The sequence below is a fragment of the Rhizobium sp. AAP43 genome (assembly GCF_001296045.1).
In the GTDB taxonomy this organism is placed as follows: Bacteria; Pseudomonadota; Alphaproteobacteria; order Rhizobiales; family Rhizobiaceae; genus Allorhizobium.
In genome coordinates this window covers 80,110-98,705 of sequence record NZ_LJHS01000019.1, presented here as the reverse complement: position 1 = coordinate 98,705, position 18,596 = coordinate 80,110, and the positions used below count along the sequence as shown (strand labels likewise).

At 58.3% G+C, this 18,596-nt stretch carries 15 protein-coding genes; 8 read left to right on the top strand and 7 right to left on the bottom strand.

Annotated features, from left to right (window positions below; genetic code table 11):
- The first annotated feature begins 78 nt into the window (after nt 1-78).
- Nucleotides 79-807: a DUF502 domain-containing protein gene (locus tag IP76_RS12795; protein ID WP_054158607.1), complete on the top strand. Its 729-nt coding sequence runs from the start codon at nt 79-81 to the stop codon at nt 805-807.
- Between the two features lie 12 nt (nt 808-819).
- Here IP76_RS12795 and recG read toward each other — a convergent pair whose 3' ends face one another.
- Nucleotides 820-2,925, bottom strand: a complete 2,106-nt coding sequence (gene recG, locus IP76_RS12790; protein ID WP_054158732.1) for an ATP-dependent DNA helicase RecG — start codon at nt 2,923-2,925, stop codon at nt 820-822.
- Nucleotides 2,926-3,020: 95 nt separating this feature from the next.
- On the opposite strand from recG, the gene IP76_RS12785 reads away from it, so the two are divergent.
- On the top strand, nt 3,021-3,332 hold the full coding sequence (locus IP76_RS12785; RefSeq protein WP_054158606.1) for a succinate dehydrogenase assembly factor 2: 312 nt from the start codon (nt 3,021-3,023) through the stop codon (nt 3,330-3,332).
- A 3-nt stretch (nt 3,333-3,335) separates the two neighbouring features.
- Nucleotides 3,336-6,842 carry a transcription-repair coupling factor gene (gene mfd / locus IP76_RS12780; protein WP_054158605.1) on the top strand — a complete coding sequence of 1,169 codons (3,507 nt, stop codon included), beginning with the start codon at nt 3,336-3,338 and terminating at the stop codon, nt 6,840-6,842.
- A gap of 9 nt (nt 6,843-6,851) precedes the next feature.
- Here the strand turns inward: mfd and IP76_RS12775 are convergent, their stop codons facing one another.
- The 4 genes from IP76_RS12775 to IP76_RS12760 all read right to left on the bottom strand — a co-directional run bounded on the left by IP76_RS12775 (nt 6,852) and on the right by IP76_RS12760 (nt 10,896).
- Nucleotides 6,852-7,349, bottom strand: a complete 498-nt coding sequence (locus IP76_RS12775; RefSeq protein WP_054158604.1) for a GNAT family N-acetyltransferase — start codon at nt 7,347-7,349, stop codon at nt 6,852-6,854.
- Nucleotides 7,346-8,278 (bottom strand): DMT family transporter, encoded by a 933-nt coding sequence (locus IP76_RS12770; protein WP_054158603.1) that lies wholly within the window; start codon nt 8,276-8,278, stop codon nt 7,346-7,348. Before IP76_RS12770 ends, IP76_RS12775 begins: the two co-directional genes overlap by 4 nt.
- Nucleotides 8,279-8,338: 60 nt before the next feature.
- Nucleotides 8,339-9,010 carry a DsbA family oxidoreductase gene (locus IP76_RS12765; RefSeq protein WP_054158602.1) on the bottom strand — a complete coding sequence of 224 codons (672 nt, stop codon included), beginning with the start codon at nt 9,008-9,010 and terminating at the stop codon, nt 8,339-8,341.
- A gap of 110 nt (nt 9,011-9,120) precedes the next feature.
- Complete coding sequence (locus IP76_RS12760; RefSeq protein ID WP_054158731.1) at nt 9,121-10,896, bottom strand: extracellular solute-binding protein; 1,776 nt, start codon at nt 10,894-10,896, stop codon at nt 9,121-9,123.
- A 299-nt stretch (nt 10,897-11,195) separates the two neighbouring features.
- Here IP76_RS12760 and IP76_RS12755 point away from each other — a divergent pair, with 299 nt between their 5' ends.
- The gene (locus tag IP76_RS12755; protein WP_054158601.1) at nt 11,196-11,819 is read left to right on the top strand and encodes an invasion associated locus B family protein; all 624 of its coding nucleotides are present in this window, start codon (nt 11,196-11,198) and stop codon (nt 11,817-11,819) included.
- Nucleotides 11,820-11,900: 81 nt separating this feature from the next.
- On the opposite strand, the gene hspQ is transcribed toward IP76_RS12755, so the two are convergent.
- Nucleotides 11,901-12,230: a heat shock protein HspQ gene (gene hspQ / locus IP76_RS12750; protein ID WP_054158600.1), complete on the bottom strand. Its 330-nt coding sequence runs from the start codon at nt 12,228-12,230 to the stop codon at nt 11,901-11,903.
- 566 nt (nt 12,231-12,796) lie between these two features.
- Here hspQ and IP76_RS12740 point away from each other — a divergent pair.
- The 4 genes from IP76_RS12740 to IP76_RS12725 all read left to right on the top strand — a co-directional run bounded on the left by IP76_RS12740 (nt 12,797) and on the right by IP76_RS12725 (nt 16,946).
- Nucleotides 12,797-13,684, top strand: coding sequence for a hypothetical protein (locus tag IP76_RS12740; protein WP_197278338.1), 888 nt, complete (start codon nt 12,797-12,799; stop codon nt 13,682-13,684).
- Between the two features lie 18 nt (nt 13,685-13,702).
- Entirely contained in the window at nt 13,703-14,731 is a 1,029-nt protein-coding gene (locus IP76_RS12735; RefSeq protein ID WP_156318562.1) for a TAXI family TRAP transporter solute-binding subunit, read from the top strand.
- Nucleotides 14,732-14,870: 139 nt separating this feature from the next.
- Complete coding sequence (locus IP76_RS12730; RefSeq protein ID WP_054158596.1) at nt 14,871-15,896, top strand: TAXI family TRAP transporter solute-binding subunit; 1,026 nt, start codon at nt 14,871-14,873, stop codon at nt 15,894-15,896.
- Between the two features lie 45 nt (nt 15,897-15,941).
- Complete coding sequence (locus IP76_RS12725) at nt 15,942-16,946, top strand: TAXI family TRAP transporter solute-binding subunit (protein WP_054158595.1); 1,005 nt, start codon at nt 15,942-15,944, stop codon at nt 16,944-16,946.
- A 185-nt stretch (nt 16,947-17,131) separates the two neighbouring features.
- Here the strand turns inward: IP76_RS12725 and glnA are convergent, their stop codons facing one another.
- Complete coding sequence (gene glnA / locus IP76_RS12720; protein ID WP_054158594.1) at nt 17,132-18,541, bottom strand: type I glutamate--ammonia ligase; 1,410 nt, start codon at nt 18,539-18,541, stop codon at nt 17,132-17,134.
- Between the last annotated feature and the right edge of the window lie 55 nt (nt 18,542-18,596).

The window sequence follows — 18,596 nt, the reverse complement described above, 5'->3', positions numbered from 1 at the left end:
GGCGGATGTCGCCCTTGCGCCCACGGCCGGTGTCCGGCAATGTCCTCGCTGTACGGCGATGCACAATGATGGCGAGGCATGACTGATTCGACGGACAGAATTTCGCTGGCGACCCGCCTCAGGAACAATTTCCTGACGGGATTGATCATCTGTGCGCCAATGGCAATCACGATCTATCTGACATGGACTTTCATCCATTGGGCGGACAGCTGGGTCAAACCCTATCTCCCGGATCGCTACAATCCGGAGGCCTATCTCAAGTTTGCTATCCCCGGCACCGGCCTTCTGATTGCCATCACCTTCATTACGCTGGTCGGTTTCCTGGGCCGTAATCTGATCGGGCGTTCTATCGTCGGTTACAGCGAGAACATCCTCAACCGCATGCCGTTGGTGCGCACGGTCTACAAGAGCACCAAGCAAATTTTCGAGACGGTGCTGAAGGAGCAGGGCAATTCCTTCAAGAAGGTCGGTCTGATCGAGTTCCCTCGCGCGGGCACCTGGGCGCTGGTCTTCGTGTCCTCTGATGCCAAGGGTGAGATTGCGGCAAAGCTCAACGAAAACGGGGAAGAGATGGTCGCCGTGTTCCTGGCGCCGACACCTGTGCCGACGGCCGGATTTCTGATGTTCGTGCCGCGCAGCAAGTTGATGTTGCTGGATATGACGCCCGAAGAGGGTGTCAAACTCCTGATCAGTGCGGGCCTGGTCACGCCTGACTATAAGCCGTCCGCTGCCGATACCATGGCTGCATTTGCCGAGCTCGCAGCTGAAGATCGGCCTGCGCCGCCCCAAAAGGTCGGGCTGAGTTGACTTTCGAGGTCGCTATCCCGCATGCAGGAAGCGGATCGCTTCGTCGCGGCGATACAGGTACAGCAGCGTGCGCACAGCCTGGCCGCGTTCGGACGACAATTCAGGATCCCGCTCAAGCAGATAGGCGGCATCCTTTCGAGCGATTTCCAGAAGATCGCCGTGATGCTCCAGGCTGGCGATCTTGAAGCCTGGCGTTCCCGATTGACGTGTGCCGAGGACTTCTCCTTCGCCACGCAGTTTCAGGTCTTCTTCGGCAATCAGGAACCCGTCTTCCGAATCCCGCAAGATCGACAGACGCGCGGTGCCGGTTTCGCCGAGAGGCCCCTTATAGAGGAGGATGCAGCTGGACGCCTCGTTTCCGCGGCCCACGCGACCACGCAACTGGTGAAGCTGCGCCAGTCCGAAACGCTCGGCATGTTCGATCACCATGATCGTCGCATCCGGAACGTCGACGCCTACTTCGACCACGGTTGTTGCGACCAGAAGGCGTGTCTCGCCGTTCTTGAAGGCGAGCATGGCGGCATCCTTTTCAGGTCCGGCCATGCGTCCGTGCACCAGTCCTATGGGTGATTTGATAAACTGCGCCAGCACTGACTGGCGCTCCTCAGCCGACATCAGCTCGCTTTCCTCGGTTTCTTCGACCAGAGGGCAGATCCAGTATGCTTTCTTGCCATCGGCAATTGCAGCGCGCAGTCGCTCGATCACGTCGGGTACGCGTTCGGTCGGGACGGTAACCGTTTGGATCGGCTTCCGTCCGGCAGGCTTTTCCGTCAGTTTCGAGACGTCCATGTCACCGAAAGCGGCAAGGACAAGTGTGCGCGGGATTGGGGTCGCGGTCATGACGAGCATGTGCGGGGATATACCCTTCGATGTCAGCCGGAGACGCTGATGCACGCCAAACCGGTGCTGCTCATCGACAACAGCAAGCGTCAGGTTCCGATAGCTTACCGCGTCCTGGAACAGCGCATGTGTTCCAATGACGATCTGGGCCTCACCGGAGGCGATGCGCTCCAGGATTGCCTCGCGCTCCTTGCCCTTGGTGCGACCTGTCAGAACGTCAATGCGCAGTCCAGCCGGAGCACCGAGTTTGGAGAGCGTCGCGTGATGCTGGCGCGCCAGAATTTCCGTTGGCGCCATCAGCACGGCCTGTCCGCCAGCCTCGACGGCGGCCGCCATGGCAAACAGAGCGACCAATGTCTTGCCGGCGCCCACATCGCCCTGGACGAGCCGCAGCATGCGCTGGTCGGATCCCATGTCTTTCAGAATGTCGTCGATCGCAGTCAACTGGCTGTTGGTCGGGGTGAAGGGCAGGGCTGTGCGGATCTTGCCGCTCAGTTCGCCTGTGGGGCGGATCGGTGTTCCGGGCACGCGCCTCAGCTTCTGCCGCACCAATGCAAGAGACACCTGACCTGCCAAAAACTCATCATAGGCGAGCCTGCGCCGCGCCGGTGCCTGAGGATCGATATCTTTCTCGTCGCGCGGATTGTGTAGGGCCAGGAGGCAGTCACGCACGCTACCAAAACCTTGCTTGGCTGCCAGCGCACCGTCTGCCCATTCGGGAAAATCGGGTGTTTTCTCCAGCGACGCCTCGACCGCTTTGCGGAGAACTTTCGGAGAAAGGCCTGATGTCAGGGGGTAGACCGGCTCGACCAGCGGCAGGTTCTCCGCTTCGCTCGCTTTCACCATCAGGTCGGGATGGATTATGGAGGCGCGGCCGTTGAACCAGTCGACTTTGCCCGACACCATGATGATCTCGTCGACGGGAAGCGCTTTCTCCAGCCAGTTGCCCTTGACCCTGAAGAAGGTGAGCGCCAATTCTCCCGTCTCATCATGGAGCATCACGCGATACGGCATGTTGTTCTTGCCCGGCGGAGGGGGCAGGTGGCGGTCGACCCGGCCGGTGATGGTGACCAGCGTCCCCTGTTGGGCATAGGCGATCCCCGGCTGATGCCGGCGGTCGATGAGCCGGTGTGGCGCAAGGAAGAGAAGGTCGAGCACGCGCGCTTCCTCACCTTCGTCGCGACCGACGAGTGTGGCAAGGAGCTTGGCGACCTTCGGGCCGACGCCTGGAAGAGACGAGACGGAGGCGAAGAGGGGATCGAGAATGTTTGGGCGCATGACGGCGGCAAAATGCATCGCAATTTGCCGGCTTGGCAAGCTGACATTTGCTGAACCCTGTTCTATAGAGGCGCAACAAGACGAAGGATGCGAAAATGACTGGACTGGTGAGAAGCAGTGTCGACCTCGATCCGCGCCGCCGGCGTATCCTGTTCCGCTGCTGGCACCGCGGCATCCGCGAGATGGACCTGATGCTGGGTCAGTTCTGCGAGGCCGAGATCGCGGGCTTGAGCGACGAAGATCTCGACGAGCTCGAACGGATCATGGCCGAGGAAGATAACGATCTTGTCCGCTACATTACCGGAGCGGAACCGGTTCCCGCCCATCTCCAGACTCCGCTCTTCGAACGGATTTCGGCGCTGCGCCCGGATTTTTCGCCGGTTGTCGATGAGAAGGCTACAAAGTAAGCGATGATGTCCCTGATCGATGTGAAGCGGATCGTCGAGGCGCAATCTGCCCTGACGTTGTCCCATGTCCCTGATGGCATGGATGCCTTCATTCTTGCAGAGCTTGCCCGTCAAGGTCGACCGGTTGCCTATGTGGTGTCGGACGGACAGCGGCTGCAGAACATCGAACAGACGCTGAGTTTTGCCGCACCCGATATCCCGGTCTTGAGCCTGCCGGCCTGGGACTGTTTGCCGTATGACCGAGTTTCGCCGTCGGCTGATGTCTCCGCACGTCGGCTTTCGGCACTGTCGGGCCTGATTTCGCTCTACCTCAATCCGCACCCGGCGATCGTGCTCGTCACGGTCAATGCCATGTTGCAGAAGGTGGCGCCGGCGGATGTCATCGACAGCCTTGGCTTTTCGGCGAAGCCTGGCAACCAGGTGCGCATGGACGACATTGCTGCACGTCTGGAGCGGAACGGTTTTGACCGGGTCGCGACGGTGCGCGAAGTTGGGGAATTCGCCGTTCGCGGCGGCATCCTCGACGTTTTCGTCCCCGGCGCGGAAGAACCCGTACGCCTCGATTTCTTTGGAGATACGCTGGAGAGCATCCGCTCCTTCGATCCCGCAAACCAGCGCACTATCGCTCAGGTCCGTTCGCTCGATCTCAATCCGATGAGCGAAGTGACGCTGACGCCCGAGAGCATCAGTCGGTTCCGCAAGAACTATCTCTCGCTGTTTGGTGCCGCCACCCGCGACGACGCGCTCTATGCCGCCGTATCCGAGGGTCGCCGCTATGCCGGCATGGAGCATTGGCTCCCGATGTTCTACGACAAGCTGGAAACCACCTTCGACTATTTGCGCGGCTTCCGTATGGTCACAGACCATACCGTGCGTGAGGCAGCCGAAGAGCGCGCCAAGCTGATCCGCGACTATTACGAGGCGCGCCTCAACTCGGCGACCCCCGGCAAAGGCCATCTGGCCCAGGGTACGCCCTACAAGCCCGTCCCGCCGGAGCGCCTCTATCTCGCTGCCGGCGAGTTCGGAAAGGCCCTTGATGCCTTCGATCCGATCCGCATCACACCCTTTGCCGAAGCAGGCGGCGACAGCCGGCTGGTGGTCGAGATCGATGCCAGACCGACGCCCCGCTGGGCAAAGAGTGCCAATGAAGCAAGCGAAGAAGGCAACCGGACCAACGTCTTCGGCCAGGCGGTCAGCTACATCGCCGACAAGCGTGCCACCGGCGCCAAGGTGATTGTCTCCGGCTGGTCGGAAGGCTCGCTCGATCGTCTGTTGCAGGTCCTGAACGAACATGGTCTGGAAAGGCTTGTGCCGATCTCGTCCCTGAAGGACGTCCAGACATTGAAGAAGGGCGAGGCAGGCACCGCCGTGCTCAGCCTCGAAGGCGGCTTCGAAACACGCGATCTCGTCATTGTCGGTGAGCAGGACATTCTCGGTGATCGCATGGTCCGGCGCTCCAAGCGTCGCAAGCGGGCCGCCGACTTCATCTCCGAGGCCGCCGGTCTCGACGAGGGGTCGGTCGTTGTCCATGCAGAGCACGGTATTGGCCGGTTCGTCGGCCTGCGCACGATCGAGGCGGCCGGTGCGCCACATGCCTGTCTTGAGCTTCAGTATGCGGATGATGCCAAGCTCTTCCTGCCGGTCGAAAACATTGATCTCCTGTCGCGTTACGGCGGCGAGGCGACGGAAGTGCAGCTCGACAAGTTGGGCGGCGGCGCCTGGCAGATGCGCAAGGCCAAGCTGAAGAAGCGCCTGCTCGATATGGCGGGTGCCCTGATCCGGATTGCAGCCGAGCGCATGACGCGCACAGCACCGGTCCTCACCACCCAGGAAGGCTTCTACGACGAGTTTGCCGCGCGCTTCCCCTATGACGAAACGGAAGACCAGATGAACGCGATCGAGCAGGTTCGCTCGGATCTCGGTCAGGGCCGGCCGATGGACCGCCTCGTCTGTGGTGACGTCGGTTTCGGCAAGACGGAAGTGGCGCTGCGCGCTGCCTTTATTGCTGCCATGAACGGCATCCAGGTGGCCGTAGTCGTGCCGACCACACTGCTTGCCCGCCAGCATTTCAAAACCTTCTCTGAACGCTTCCGCGGCCTACCGATCCGTGTTCAGCAGGCGTCACGCCTTGTCGGCACGAAGGAACTGAACCTGGTCAAGAAGGAAGTGGCCGAGGGCAAGACCGATATCGTTGTCGGCACCCATGCGCTGCTCGGCTCGGGCGTCAGCTTCGCCAATCTGGGGCTGCTGATCATCGACGAAGAGCAGCATTTCGGCGTTAAGCACAAGGAGCGATTGAAGGATCTCAAATCCGACGTTCATGTGCTGACGCTCTCTGCAACGCCGATCCCGCGCACGCTGCAACTTGCCATGACCGGGGTGCGTGAACTGTCGCTGATCACCACGCCGCCGGTGGACCGCATGGCTGTCCGCACCTTCATCTCGCCTTTCGATCCACTCGTGATCCGCGAGACGCTGATGCGCGAACACTATCGCGGTGGTCAGAGCTTCTATGTCTGCCCACGTCTCGCCGATCTCGCCGACATCAAGTCTTTCCTTGATGAAAACGTGCCCGAGTTGAAGGTTGCCGTTGCGCATGGACAGATGGGCGCTGGCGAGCTCGAAGACATCATGAATGCCTTCTATGAAGGTCGCTATGATGTGTTGCTCTCAACGACCATTGTCGAATCCGGCCTCGATGTGCCCACAGCCAATACGCTGATCGTGCACCGGGCCGACATGTTCGGACTGGCTCAGCTCTATCAGATCCGTGGCCGCGTCGGCCGCTCCAAGGTGCGCGCCTTTGCGCTTCTGACGCTACCGGTCAACAAGGTGCTGACAGCCGGCGCCGAACGGCGCCTCAAGGTGCTGCAGTCGCTTGACACCCTCGGTGCCGGATTCCAGCTCGCGAGCCATGACCTCGATATCCGAGGTGCGGGCAATCTTTTGGGTGAGGAACAGTCGGGCCATATCAAGGAAGTCGGCTTCGAACTCTACCAGCAGATGCTGGAAGAGGCGGTCGCTGAAGTGAAGGGCGTCGACGAGGTGCATGACACCGGCTGGTCGCCACAGATCCAGGTCGGTACATCGGTGATGATCCCGGACAACTATGTGCCGGATCTCCACTTGCGGCTCGGCCTCTACCGCCGCCTGGGTGAAATCACCGAGTTGGCCGACATTGATGCCTTTGGTGCCGAAATGATCGACCGATTTGGGCCGATGCCGGTCGAGGTTCAGCACCTGTTGAAGGTGGTCTACATCAAGGCGCTCTGCCGCAAGGCGAATGTCGAGAAGCTGGAGGCGGGGCCGAAGGGGGTTGTCGTACAGTTTCGCGGCAAGCAGTTCCCGAACCCGGCAGCGCTTGTCGGCTATATCGCCAAACAAGGCACGATGGCGAAAATTCGTCCCGACCACTCGGTCTTCCTCACCCGCGATCTGCCGACGCCGGACAAGCGGCTGTCAGGCGCGGCTGTCGTGATGACGCAACTGGCGGAACTGGCGAAGGGCTGATCGCGGGTGTCAGTCAGCACGAGCCGCAATGCGACGAATCTGGAAGCCTGTCTTGTTCTGTTCGAAGCCAACTGACTTGTAGAAGGCCAACGTTTCAGGTCGTGTGGTTCCGGTGAGTAGCATGACCTTGTAGCAATCGTTCTCCCAAGCGGCTGATAAGGCCTGCAAAAGTGTTTTGCGGCCATAGCCGCGCCCGCGGTAAGGACTTGCGGTGACCACATTCTCGACCAGTGCGTATGGTCGGCCACTTCGCGTCAGGTTCGGAATGACAATCAGAGTGCAGGTCGTGGCAATTGTCTGATCGATGAGCCCAACATAGATCGCGCTTCCTGGAAATCGGCTCAGTGCGTCGAAATTATCGTGAGCTTTGTCGACCGATATCTCGGCATCATCGGGATTGAGTTCGCGATACAGCGCCAGAAGTCCTGCAAGGTCAAAGCTTTCTGCTCTTCGGATGGTCAGAGCGTCTTCTTCGGATGGTTGTGCCGGATCGCTTGCTCCGATCATTCGCCATCCTCCGGCTTGATAGCCAACGCCGCATCCGTTTTGCCGGCCACCGGCGGCGGGAGTGCCACGCCACGTTTGCGTTCGCGCATGAGCGTGAGCAGGCCTGATCCGACGATCAGGGCAATGCCGATCGCCATGGCCGAATCGACCTTGTCACCGAAGACGAGATAGCCGAGCAGGATTGCCCAGAGCATTTGGCTGTACTGGATCGGCCCGACGATGGCTGCCGGCGCATAAAAGGAAGCCAGCATCATGAAGACATTGCCAACTGCCGCCAGAAGCCCGAAGGCCGCGAGCAGCAATAGGTCATTGCCGCCCGGTGCCTCGAAATGCGGGAGCGAAAACACCGCGCATATGATGATGCTGCCGAGCAGCCCTGCGCCATAGAGCGATATGTTTTTCTCCTGTGGGCCGATTGCCCGATAGATGACAATCGAGATCGCGCCGGCGAAGCCGGAAACGAGGGCCGCCAGATGGCCGGACTGCAATTCCCGAAAGCCGGGTCGCAAGACCACGAGCACGCCTATGAAGCCGATGATGACAGCCGTCCAGCGCTTCATCCCCACCTTCTCCTTGAGAAAGACCACTGACATCACCGTGGCAAACGAGGGCAGGAGGAAGATCAGGCAGAAGGCTTCTGCCATCGACAGCTGTGTAAAGGCGATGATGCTGCCAACGGTGCCGACCGAGGAGCAGACGAAGCGAAGACACCAAAGAGGCCAGTTGGTGCTCCGGACCAGATCACTCCAGCGGTCGCCGCGCTTCATCAGGAAGGGGATGGCAACGAAGCCGAACAGGCTGCCGATAAAGCCGGCCTCGAAAGGTGGCACGCGCCCTTCGACAAGTTTTACCGATGCATCGCTGAAGGAATAGGCGGCAAAGCATATGAAGGCGAAAAGGACGCCTTTAAAAGTCGTGTCAGATGACAAGGTGAATATCCCGGGGGAAAAAACTTCAGACCACCGGGATAGGACTGTTCAGCCAGACCGTCAATTCAGATTGCGCAGTGCTTCCGCCTTTGCTTTGGCGATTTCCCGCAGCGCATTGGCGAGTTCATCTGGAGGCTGTGCGCCGCTTACCGCATATTGCTGGTCGAAGATGAAGAATGGCACGCCATTGACGCCCATCTGCTTGGCGGCGTCGACTTCGGCCAGTACATGTTCCACATCGGCGTCGCCCGACAGCAGCGAAGTGACGACGTCGCGAGACAATCCTGCTTCTGTTGCGATATCCTGCAGGACTATCGGATCTCCGATATTGCGTCCCTCTTCGAAATTCGCCTTGAACAACAGGTCGACCACGCGTCCCTGGACTTCGCGGCTTTCTTGTCCGGCCCAGTGAATCAGACGGTGGGCATCGAGCGTGTTTGGGCCGATCTTGATGGCGCCAAAGTTGAACTTGATCCCGACTTCCGCACCGAGCGCCGTCAATTGTGCATGCGCCCGGTCCATGTTTTCCTTGCCGCCGAGCTTCTTGGCGAGTTCGACTTGCTGGTCGACACCTTCCGGCGGGTAGTCCGGGTTGAGCTGGTAGGGACGCCAGTTGATGTCGACGCTGACCTCGTCCTGCACTTCGGCAATCGCAAGCTCCAACCGCGCCTTGCCGAGGTAGCACCAGGGGCAGACCACGTCGGATACGAGGTCGATGGTGATGCGATCCATGATGTCATCCTTTCAAGCAAGGCTGCCCGGCAGCGTTTGATAATGGCTCACTTAAAGCAAAACTGGCCGGGAACAAGGTCCGGCCGGTTTCCAATCGAGCCGCCGGGGACTTACTGCATCCGCGCGTCGAACCAGGTGGCGCGTTGGTAGCCGTAGAGGGGCTGAGTTTCCGGTCTGCCGATGTGTTTCCACCGAGCCACCCATTGTTCGCCGACGTGATAAAGTGGCACCACATAGTGGCCGGCGACGAGCAGGCGGTCATAGGCGCGTACGGCAGCCTGGAAATCCTCGGTGCTGCGGGCCTGAAGCAGCGCTTCGATCATCCGATCGATGTCTGGGTCAGCGACACCGGCATAGTTGAAGCTGCCGTTCGCATCCCGCGATTCGGAGCCCCATCTGTTCACCTGTTCTGCCCCTGGCGATAGAGAGGACGTGTAAGCCTTGATGATCACGTCGTAGTCGAAGCTGTTTGATCGCGCCTGATATTGTGCGTCGTCGACCGTGCGGATGCCCATCTCCACGCCTATCAGCTTCAACGTACGCTGAAAGGCGAGGGCCATTTTTTCCTGGCCTTCGTTCTGCGTCATGACCTCGAAGGCCAGCTGGCGACCGGATCCGTCGACCATCTTGCCGCCCTGGATCTTGTAGCCCGCCTCGGCGAAGAGCTTGACGGCTTTTGAAAGGGCCTTGCGATCAGTGCCTGATCCATCTGTTGCAGACTGCGTGTAGGTGCCTGCCAGGATTTCTGCGGACAATCGATCCTTGGCTTGTCCGAGCAGTGCCAGTTCGCGGGCGTCTGCAGCATTGCCATAGGCGCCGAGCACCGAATTCTGCCAGTAACTCTGCGTCCTGTTGAAGGCGCCTTCATAAAGGGTCTTGTTCAGCCATTCGAAGTCGAAGGCGGTGCTAAGGGCTTCGCGGACCTTCTGATCGGCAAATATCGGGCGCCGAGTGTTGAAGACGAAGCCGAGCATACCTGAGGGCAGGCCGGGCTTGAAGGTTTCCTTGATGACATCGCCCTTGGTGGCTGCCGGGAAATCATAGGCGCGCTGCCAATGGGTGGCGTCGCCTTCGGGATAGATATCTATGGACCCCTTTTTGAAGGCCTCGAAGAGGGTGTTCTCCTGCAGGAAGTAGGTGACGGTGATCTCATCATAATTGTCGAACCCAACTTTCGAGGGGATATCCTTGCCCCAGTAGTTCGGGTCGCGTTCCCATGTGATCTTGTCACCCGGTTGCAGCGCCTTAATTTTATAGGGGCCCGAACCGATCGGGATGTCGAGGCCAGCCTTGTCAAATTTTTCCGGATCGATCGCATGTTTCGGCAGGATCGGCGTTGCTGTCGCGAAGATCAGTGGCGTTTCGCGGTTGGCTTTTTCATCGAACGTGAACTTCACCCCGTGCTCGCCGACCTTTTCCATTTTCGCAACCGCTGCAAGGCGCGAACTGAATGGTGGGCGTCCCTTGTCGCGCAGCAGTTCGAACGAGAAGATCACGTCCTCAGGTGTCACCGGCTTGCCGTCATGCCAGCGCGCTGATGGATTAAGATTGAACTGGACAAAGCTGCGAGCGTCGTCCCATTCGGCTGTCTCAGCCAGGAGGCCATATAGCGTAAAGGCCTCGTCCGAGGAGCGGGTCATCAGGGTTTCGTAGAACAAGTTGCCGAGTTCTGGATCCCAAAGGCCTCTGGCGCTTGTCCGCATGCCCTTTAGCACGAAGGGATTGAGTGCGTCGAAAGTCCCAACAACCCCGTAATTGATGGTGCCGCCCTTTTTTACCGCTGGGTTTACATAGGGGAAATGGGCAAAATCGGCGCTCAGCGCCGGTTCGCCATGCATGGCGAGGCCATGCATCGGTTCCGCATGTCCGAGGGAGGCGTATGACATCAAAAGCAGGCTGAAGATAAGGCGACGCACACTGTTTCTCCTCAGGCGTGGAATCTCGAATATGCTGGAACCTAGCATGGCGACCACAAAACCAACACATCGCGATGAGAATTAGGCGGCGTGAATCGATCCTGCAGCAAAGAAGTGCTGGATATTCCGGCCACCAGCATGTAACAGGTGCGACGATCGCCAGGTCATGCATTTGCCTTATTTGGGCGACAGGTCACCGGCATGCAGGATCGGTCAACGACGCGACGGAAAACGTCGCGCGACAGGGGCTTTCAGGAGACGGAATACCTATGATGTTCAATTTTAAGAATGCAACGCGGACCGCAATGTCTGCACTGGCTCTGACCTTCGCGGTAACGTCCGCGCCGGTTGCCGTACAGGCGCAGGAAGCCTCTGCTGCGAAGTGGTTCAAGACCTGCTCGAAGCAGGAGGAGTCGGACGTCTGCGTCGTCCAGAACCAGATTGTGGCTGCCAATGGCCAGCTGATCACCGCCGTCGGTCTCATCACCGTCGAAGGCAAGGTCAATCGCAAGCTGCTTCAGGTGACGGTGCCGTCCGCGCGTCTGATCCCGCCGGGTATCCTCATGCAGATCGACGGTTCCGAAGGTACGAAGGTTGACTACGCAGTTTGCCTTCCAGATCGCTGCACGGCTGAAATTCCTCTGACGGATGCGCTGATCGCCAGCCTCAAGAAGGGTCAGGAAGTGGTCTTTACCTCGATCAACTTCCGTCGCGCGCCGAACCCGATCAAGATTTCGCTCTCCGGCTTCACCGGTGCTTTCGATGGCGAGGCGATGTCGCAGTCGCAGGCTGAAGAGCGCCAGCGCCTTCTGCAGGAAGCCATGCAGAAGCGTCAGGAAGAGCGCAGCAAGGCCATCAACGACGCGCAGAACGCTGCCAAGACCGGCAACTGATCAGCGCGTCTGATGGAATGAGTTATGCCCGCATCGGCTATTCGCCGATGCGGGCATTTGCAATTGTGACTTTGGCTTTGCTCAGTGCGCGAAGTTCATCCGAGGCTTGTAGCGCCCGGCCTGTTCCATGACAAAGATCTGCTGTATCTGCGGGTTGCGCAGCGGAATTTGACTGGAATCCGATTCGAGGTTCTGCTCGGATACATACGCGACGTATTCCGTCTCGGAATTTTCCGCGAGCAAATGATAGAACGGCTGGTCCTTACTGGGCCGCACCTCTGCCGGAATGGCATTCCACCACTCTTCCGTATTGGCGAACTCCGGATCGACGTCGAAGATCACGCCACGGAACGGGAAGAACTTATGCCGTACTACATCTCCGATGCCAAACTTGGCGCTTCGTTGTTTCATGGCATTTCTCCTTTCTGTCACATATTTGGGTGGAAAGACCCTCCAAATCAAGGGTTAGGGTGGCGCTTCTGTTGTCGCATGTCGTTCGCGCTGCGCCCTGGGCAAGGGTGGATCCATGCTCTGGTGCAGGTGACGGAGGGCTCATTCCGGCTGGAGCCTGGCCGGTTTTTGGCTCGGGGAGGCGCAGGCACCGCGCTAGAGTATTTGGGTGAGCAACACACCCATAAGTTAAGTGAGATGCTTTACATGGACTGGGCATGTAATGAGATCTTAATTTAATAAACTTTGAATAAACCGATGTACACTTTGTTGGCGGTGAAAACTTGTCGCTCAGTTTGTGTCCTGCGTCACAGTCGAGTAAGGCAAAAACCCGGTTTATCCTAGAACTTCAAGGGGCAATACGTTAGGGTCGTGCTCATAAATCCGCCAAATTCAGGTGTGTCATTGTGGTCGGTGCTCGGCGAGTTAACTCTAAATCAGTAATCGCGTGCTAGTTTTGAACATACAAACTTGTGGAGCGCAGAGTACTTCGCTAAGAACACCGCAATTAACAAGGGGTAAAGTAGTTGCGTACTCGTTGGGAAGAAGACTCTGTCGTGGCGCAGGGCCATCACCGCAAATTCAGCATTCTGCCGCTTGCGCTCGGAATGGCTGTTCCTGTCGCATTCATAGCTGGTGCGGCAATCACAAGTTACATTAGCATGTCTCCGGAGGCTCCGGATCAGGCGCAGCAGTCGGTCGCTCAGGCTCAATCTGGCGGTGGACTGGACGGTCAGTTGTGGACGCTCGATGAGCAGAAGCGCTGCGCTGTCGAGGTTGAGACAAATCGTGCCGACGCGGCGGGTCTGCGTCAGCAGTTGGAGGCTTTACAGTCTCAGGTCATTGCTGCGACGCGTGAGAAGGAAGAGGCCGAGCGTAAGGTCGCCTCCGCTCTGGCTGATAAGGCTGCTGCAGAAGCTGAGGTCGCTCGCGTCATGACGGCTGGTGCTTCACAGATGTCTGATCGGCTCGCTCCGGCTGAGGGAGAGCAGGAGACAGCCGGCGGTGCTGTCAATGCGCTGGCGCTGGCATCGGAGCCTGCCTCTTCTTCGTCGTCTTTGGAAGGTGTCTCCGAGGTTATTTCGCCGGCGTCTGAGCCAGTTGGTGGCCCCGACTTGTCCGGTGAGCCTGAGCCTGAGTCGTCTATGGATATGACTGCGGCTGTCACGGAGACTGCGCCGGAGACGTCGCCAAGTGCCAGTGGCAATCTTACGCCGCGTTCCACATTCGCCGTAGCGGATGCCTTGTCAAAGGCTCCTGGTCTCGATGCCTTGTCTGGGTCTGCGCGTCAGGATCTTGAGGCTCGCCTCGTCAGGGGTGAGTGCGTATCCAGCAGTCTCGCTACTGCATTCAATAACCACGTCCCGGTCGTACCTTTGCGGGATCTTATCCGCAATCTTGATAGTGACTGCTGATCCAAAAGGGAGAGAGGCGTGAAGTTTAGTCGCGTTTTCGTAATGATTTCGGCGCTGTGTTCGGCTGCTTTCGTGGCAGCGCCAGCTCAGTCGCTCGAACAAAACCTGATGTCCATGTACAAGGGGTCGACGCACTACGCGATCGCCCAGGACATTCTTGGCGTCACCCGCAAATGCGGAATGCCGCTGAACATCGTGGAATCGAAGGGTTCGCTCGAAAACTTTTATGGCGTTCGCAATCGGACGCACACGCAGTATGGCCTCGTTAGTGCTGACTTGCTGGACTACCTGAAGAGCTATCAGTCGCAAGACAAGGAAGTTCAGCAGAGCGTTCAGGGCATGCGGATCATGCTGCCGCTTTACGATACTGAAATCCATGTCATCGCTACCAAGGATATCCGCACCCTGCAGGATCTCAATGGTCGTCGCGTTGGTGTGGGGAACAAGGAGAGCTCTGCCAATCTGACGTCCCAGATGGTGTTTGATATCCTCAATATTCGTCCGGCGGAGCGCGTCAATCAATCGCTGGATGATATGATTGAATTGCTTCGACAGGGAGAGCTCGATGCATTCGTGCATGTCGCAGGCGCGCCCAATCCTGCGATTGCTGACGGTCGTCTCGACGAGCGCTTCCACATCGTGCCGATCGAGGACGAGCTGCTGAAGGCGACCTACAAGCCGATGGTCATTCCGGCTGGCACCTATGCTTTCCAGAAGACAGATGTACCGATCGTATCTTCGAAGACTGTTCTCATGACCTATGAATATGGGACCATGAAGAACTCTTACTACAAAGAGGCCTGCAACGCCGTTGCCAGCATGACTCGTTTGATCGTTGATCATCTGGACGAGTTGAAGAAGAATGGCCACCCGAAGTGGAAGGACATGGATCTCACTGAAATTCCGCCAGGCTGGGAAATCGGTGACTGCGTGAAGATGGGCCTCCAGCCTGACTTCAAGGTGGAATGCGCTGCAGCGCCTGCCGCTCCGGCAGATAGCTTCAACCAGGATTACCTGGATCTGCTGAAGCTGCACCTCAAGAATTGAATGGCGAACACCGGTCTGATGGCCGGTGTTTTCCGTTCGAGCGTCTGGTTGCGGCCAGACGCTGACCAGAACCGCACAGATAACCTTGCCCGGACTCTGCGCGGACAAAACCCATAAGGGGCGGGCAAGGGGATTATTTATGTATGTGAGAAGCTTCGTGGGCTTCGTCGTCCTTATGACGGCGTGCCTCGTTTCCAGCGCGTCATTTGCGGACAACTTTGAACGCAACATCATGACGGGCGGCCCAAGTGGCACCTATATTCAGTTTGGTCGTGATATCGCTGCGCTTGGCAAATCCTGTGGTCTCAATCTCAATGTCGTTGAGAGCGCCGGCTCGCTTGAGAATTTCAGCGCGCTTCGCAACCGTCGCAATACACAGTTTGGAATCGTCCAGAGCGATGTCCTCGAATATCTGAAGACGTATGAATCCGCCGACCCTGAGATACAACAGGCTGTCCGCGGTGTGCGCATCATGCTGCCGCTCTACAACGAAGAAATCCATATTCTGTCCCGCAAGGATATCGCCGATGTGCGCAGCCTTTCCGGGCGGCGTGTGGCGATTGGCAAGGTCAATAGTGGCACATATCTGACCGCCAGCCTGATGCTTGACATTCTTGGTATCAAGGGAGCGCAGCGTCTCGAGTTTTCACAAGACGAGGCGTTGCCTATGCTCGAGCGCGGGGAAATTGACGCCTTCTTCTATGTTGCAGGGGCGCCTGCGTCTCTATTCGTGAAAAACACGATCGATGGATCGCGCTTTCACCTTCTTCCAATCCGCGACGAAGCGTTGATGCGGACTTACACCCCGACAACGATCGCTGCTGGCACCTATAGCTTCCAGGAGCAGCCGGTCGATCTGATTGCCGTGAAGGCAGTGCTGATGACCTTCGAATACGAGCCGGGCCGGAATGCCTATCATCGGGAAAGCTGTCATTCGGTACAAAATTTCAGCCGTCTGATTGTCGATGGCTTGGAGCGATTGCAAGGCGAGGGGCATCCGAAGTGGAAGCAGGTGAATCTTTCAGCGCTTCCACCTGGGTGGCAGGTCGGTACTTGCGTGCGGGAAGGCCTTGATCCGTCCTTCGAACCGACATGTGCGGCGACGTCTGCGGGCGGCGGTAACGAGCAGTACCTCGACCTGTTGAAGCAACATTTGAAACCGTAGTCATCATTTTTGGGAGGAATACCTGTGAGGCTAGCGACATTATCGATGCTGATCCTGACGTTGCTTGCCGGCCTTGTGCCGGGCGCCGTTCAGGCGGAGGGAGCAGAATACAATATCATGGCCAGCAAGCCCGGTGGGACGCATTGGCCGTTCGCTGAGGATATTGCCAGAGTCGGCAAGAAATGTGGCCTGGACCTCAATCTCGTCGAGTCTGGCGGTTCGCTGGAAAACTTCTTCGGTGTGCGAAACCGGGCCAATACCCAGTTCGGCATCGTGGCTGCCGACGTATTGAACTACATGAACTCCTATCAGAGCCAGAATGCGGATGTTCGTGCAGCGGTGCAGGGCATGCGGATCATGCTGCCGCTCTATGACGCTGAAGTTCAAGTCGTCGCTCGCTCTGGCATCAACTCTCTGGCCGATCTTGCCGGTTTGCGCGTTGGGGTTGGACCGCAAGATAGCGCTGCCAACCTTACCGGCCAGCTGGTTTTCGACATTCTTGGGGTGAAGGGGGTCGAACTGGTCAAGGGGTCGAATGACGAGATGATTGATCAGCTGCGCGACGGCAAGATCGATGCACTGCTGCGTGTCGCAGGCGCGCCTGTTGAGGCGCTTGCTGACGGACGCCTGGACGAGCGCTTCCATATGGTGCCAATCACCGAAAGTGTTTTGAAGGCTAGCTACAAGCCAACAACACTGCAGGCTGGCCTTTACAAGTTCCAGCCGACCGCCATCGAGACCATCGCCGTCAAAACCGTAATCATGACCTATGAATACGGTGCGAAGAAAAATGCCTATTCGCAAAAAGCGTGCAAGGCGGTGTCTGACTTTACCAAGCTGATTGTCGACAACATCGACGAACTGCGTCGGACAGGTCACCCGAAGTGGAAAGACATCGATCTGACGGAAATTCCGCAGGGCTGGACTATCGGTGATTGCGTCCGCAGGGGGCTGGAGCCGACCTATGAAGTACAATGCACCGCACCGAAAGCTGCCGATAGCGCCAATCAGGACTATCTGGACCTGCTGCGCACCCATATGAAGCAGTAATTCTACCGCTCTGCCCGCGCGGACAAGTCGGAGCGGGATGAATGAAAAAAACCGGCAGCGCCATCACGGGCCTGCCGGTTTTTTAATGCCGTGTCTTGATGCGGCTTGAAGCATCATGGAGACGAGGCGTTCAGTACACGACAAGCAGCGCTTACGCGCAGCCTGTCGTGAGGGTGGCGAATGCCTCAGACCGAGTAGTACATGTCGAATTCGACTGGGTGCGGGGTCATTTCGTAACGCATGACTTCCTGCATCTTCAGTTCGATGAAGCTGTCGATCTGATCGTCGTCGAATACACCGCCAGCGGTCAGGAACTTGCGGTCCTTGTCGAGATTTTCCAGGGCTTCGCGCAGCGAGCCGCAGACGGTTGGGATTTTCTTCAGCTCCTTCGGCGGCAGGTCGTAGAGGTCCTTGTCCATGGCCTTGCCTGGATGGATCTTGTTCTTGATGCCGTCGAGGCCGGCCATCAGCATGGCGGCGAAAGCGAGGTAGGGGTTCGCCGTTGGATCCGGGAAGCGGACTTCGACGCGCTTGGCCTTCGGGTTGGAGCCGAAGGGAATGCGGCACGAAGCCGAACGGTTGCGTGCCGAGTAAGCGAGCAGAACCGGCGCTTCATAGCCCGGAACGAGGCGCTTGTAGGAGTTGGTCGAGGGGTTGGTAAAGGCGTTGATCGACTTTGCATGCTTGATGATGCCGCCGATGAAGAAAAGGCAGCTTTCCGAGAGGCCGGCATATTCGTCGCCGGCGAAGGTCGGCTTGCCGTCCTTCCAGATCGACATATGCACATGCATGCCAGAGCCGTTGTCGCCGAAGATCGGCTTCGGCATGAAGGTTGCCGTCTTGCCATAGGCATTGGCAACCTGATGCACGACATATTTGTAGATCTGCATCTTGTCGGCGTTGCGGACCAGCGCGTCAAACTTGATGCCGAGCTCGTGCTGGGCAGCCGCCACTTCGTGGTGGTGCTTTTCGACGACGACGCCCATTTCCGAGAGCACGGTCAGCATTTCGGAGCGCATGTCCTGGAGACTATCGATCGGCGGGACCGGGAAGTAGCCGCCCTTGACGCGCGGACGGTGGCCGAGATTGCCAGTCTCGTAGTCGGTGTCGTCATTCGACGGCAGTTCCGACGAATCGAGCTTGAAGCCGGTATTGTAGGGGTCAGCCTTGTACTTGACGTCGTCGAAGACGAAGAATTCGGCTTCCGGACCAACGAACACGCTGTCGCCGATGCCCGAGGCCTTGAGATAGGCTTCGGCCTTCTTGGCAGTGCCGCGCGGGTCGCGGTTATAGGCTTCGCCCGAGACGGGGTCGAGAATGTCGCAGATGATGACCAGTGTCGATTGTGCGAAGAACGGGTCCATATGGGCCGTTTCCGGATCAGGCATCAGAACCATGTCAGACTCGTTGATGGCCTTCCAGCCGCCGATCGACGAGCCGTCGAACATGACGCCATCGGCAAACATGTCTTCGTCGACGCAAACCACGTCCATCGTCACGTGATGAAGCTTGCCCTTCGGGTCGGTGAAGCGCAGGTCGACGAACTTGATGTCGTTGTCCTTGATCTGCTTGAGAATATCGTTGGCGGTCGTCATGATCTTGTGTTCCTCGCATAAGCTGACGATGGGGCCCGACCGTTATACGGTATCG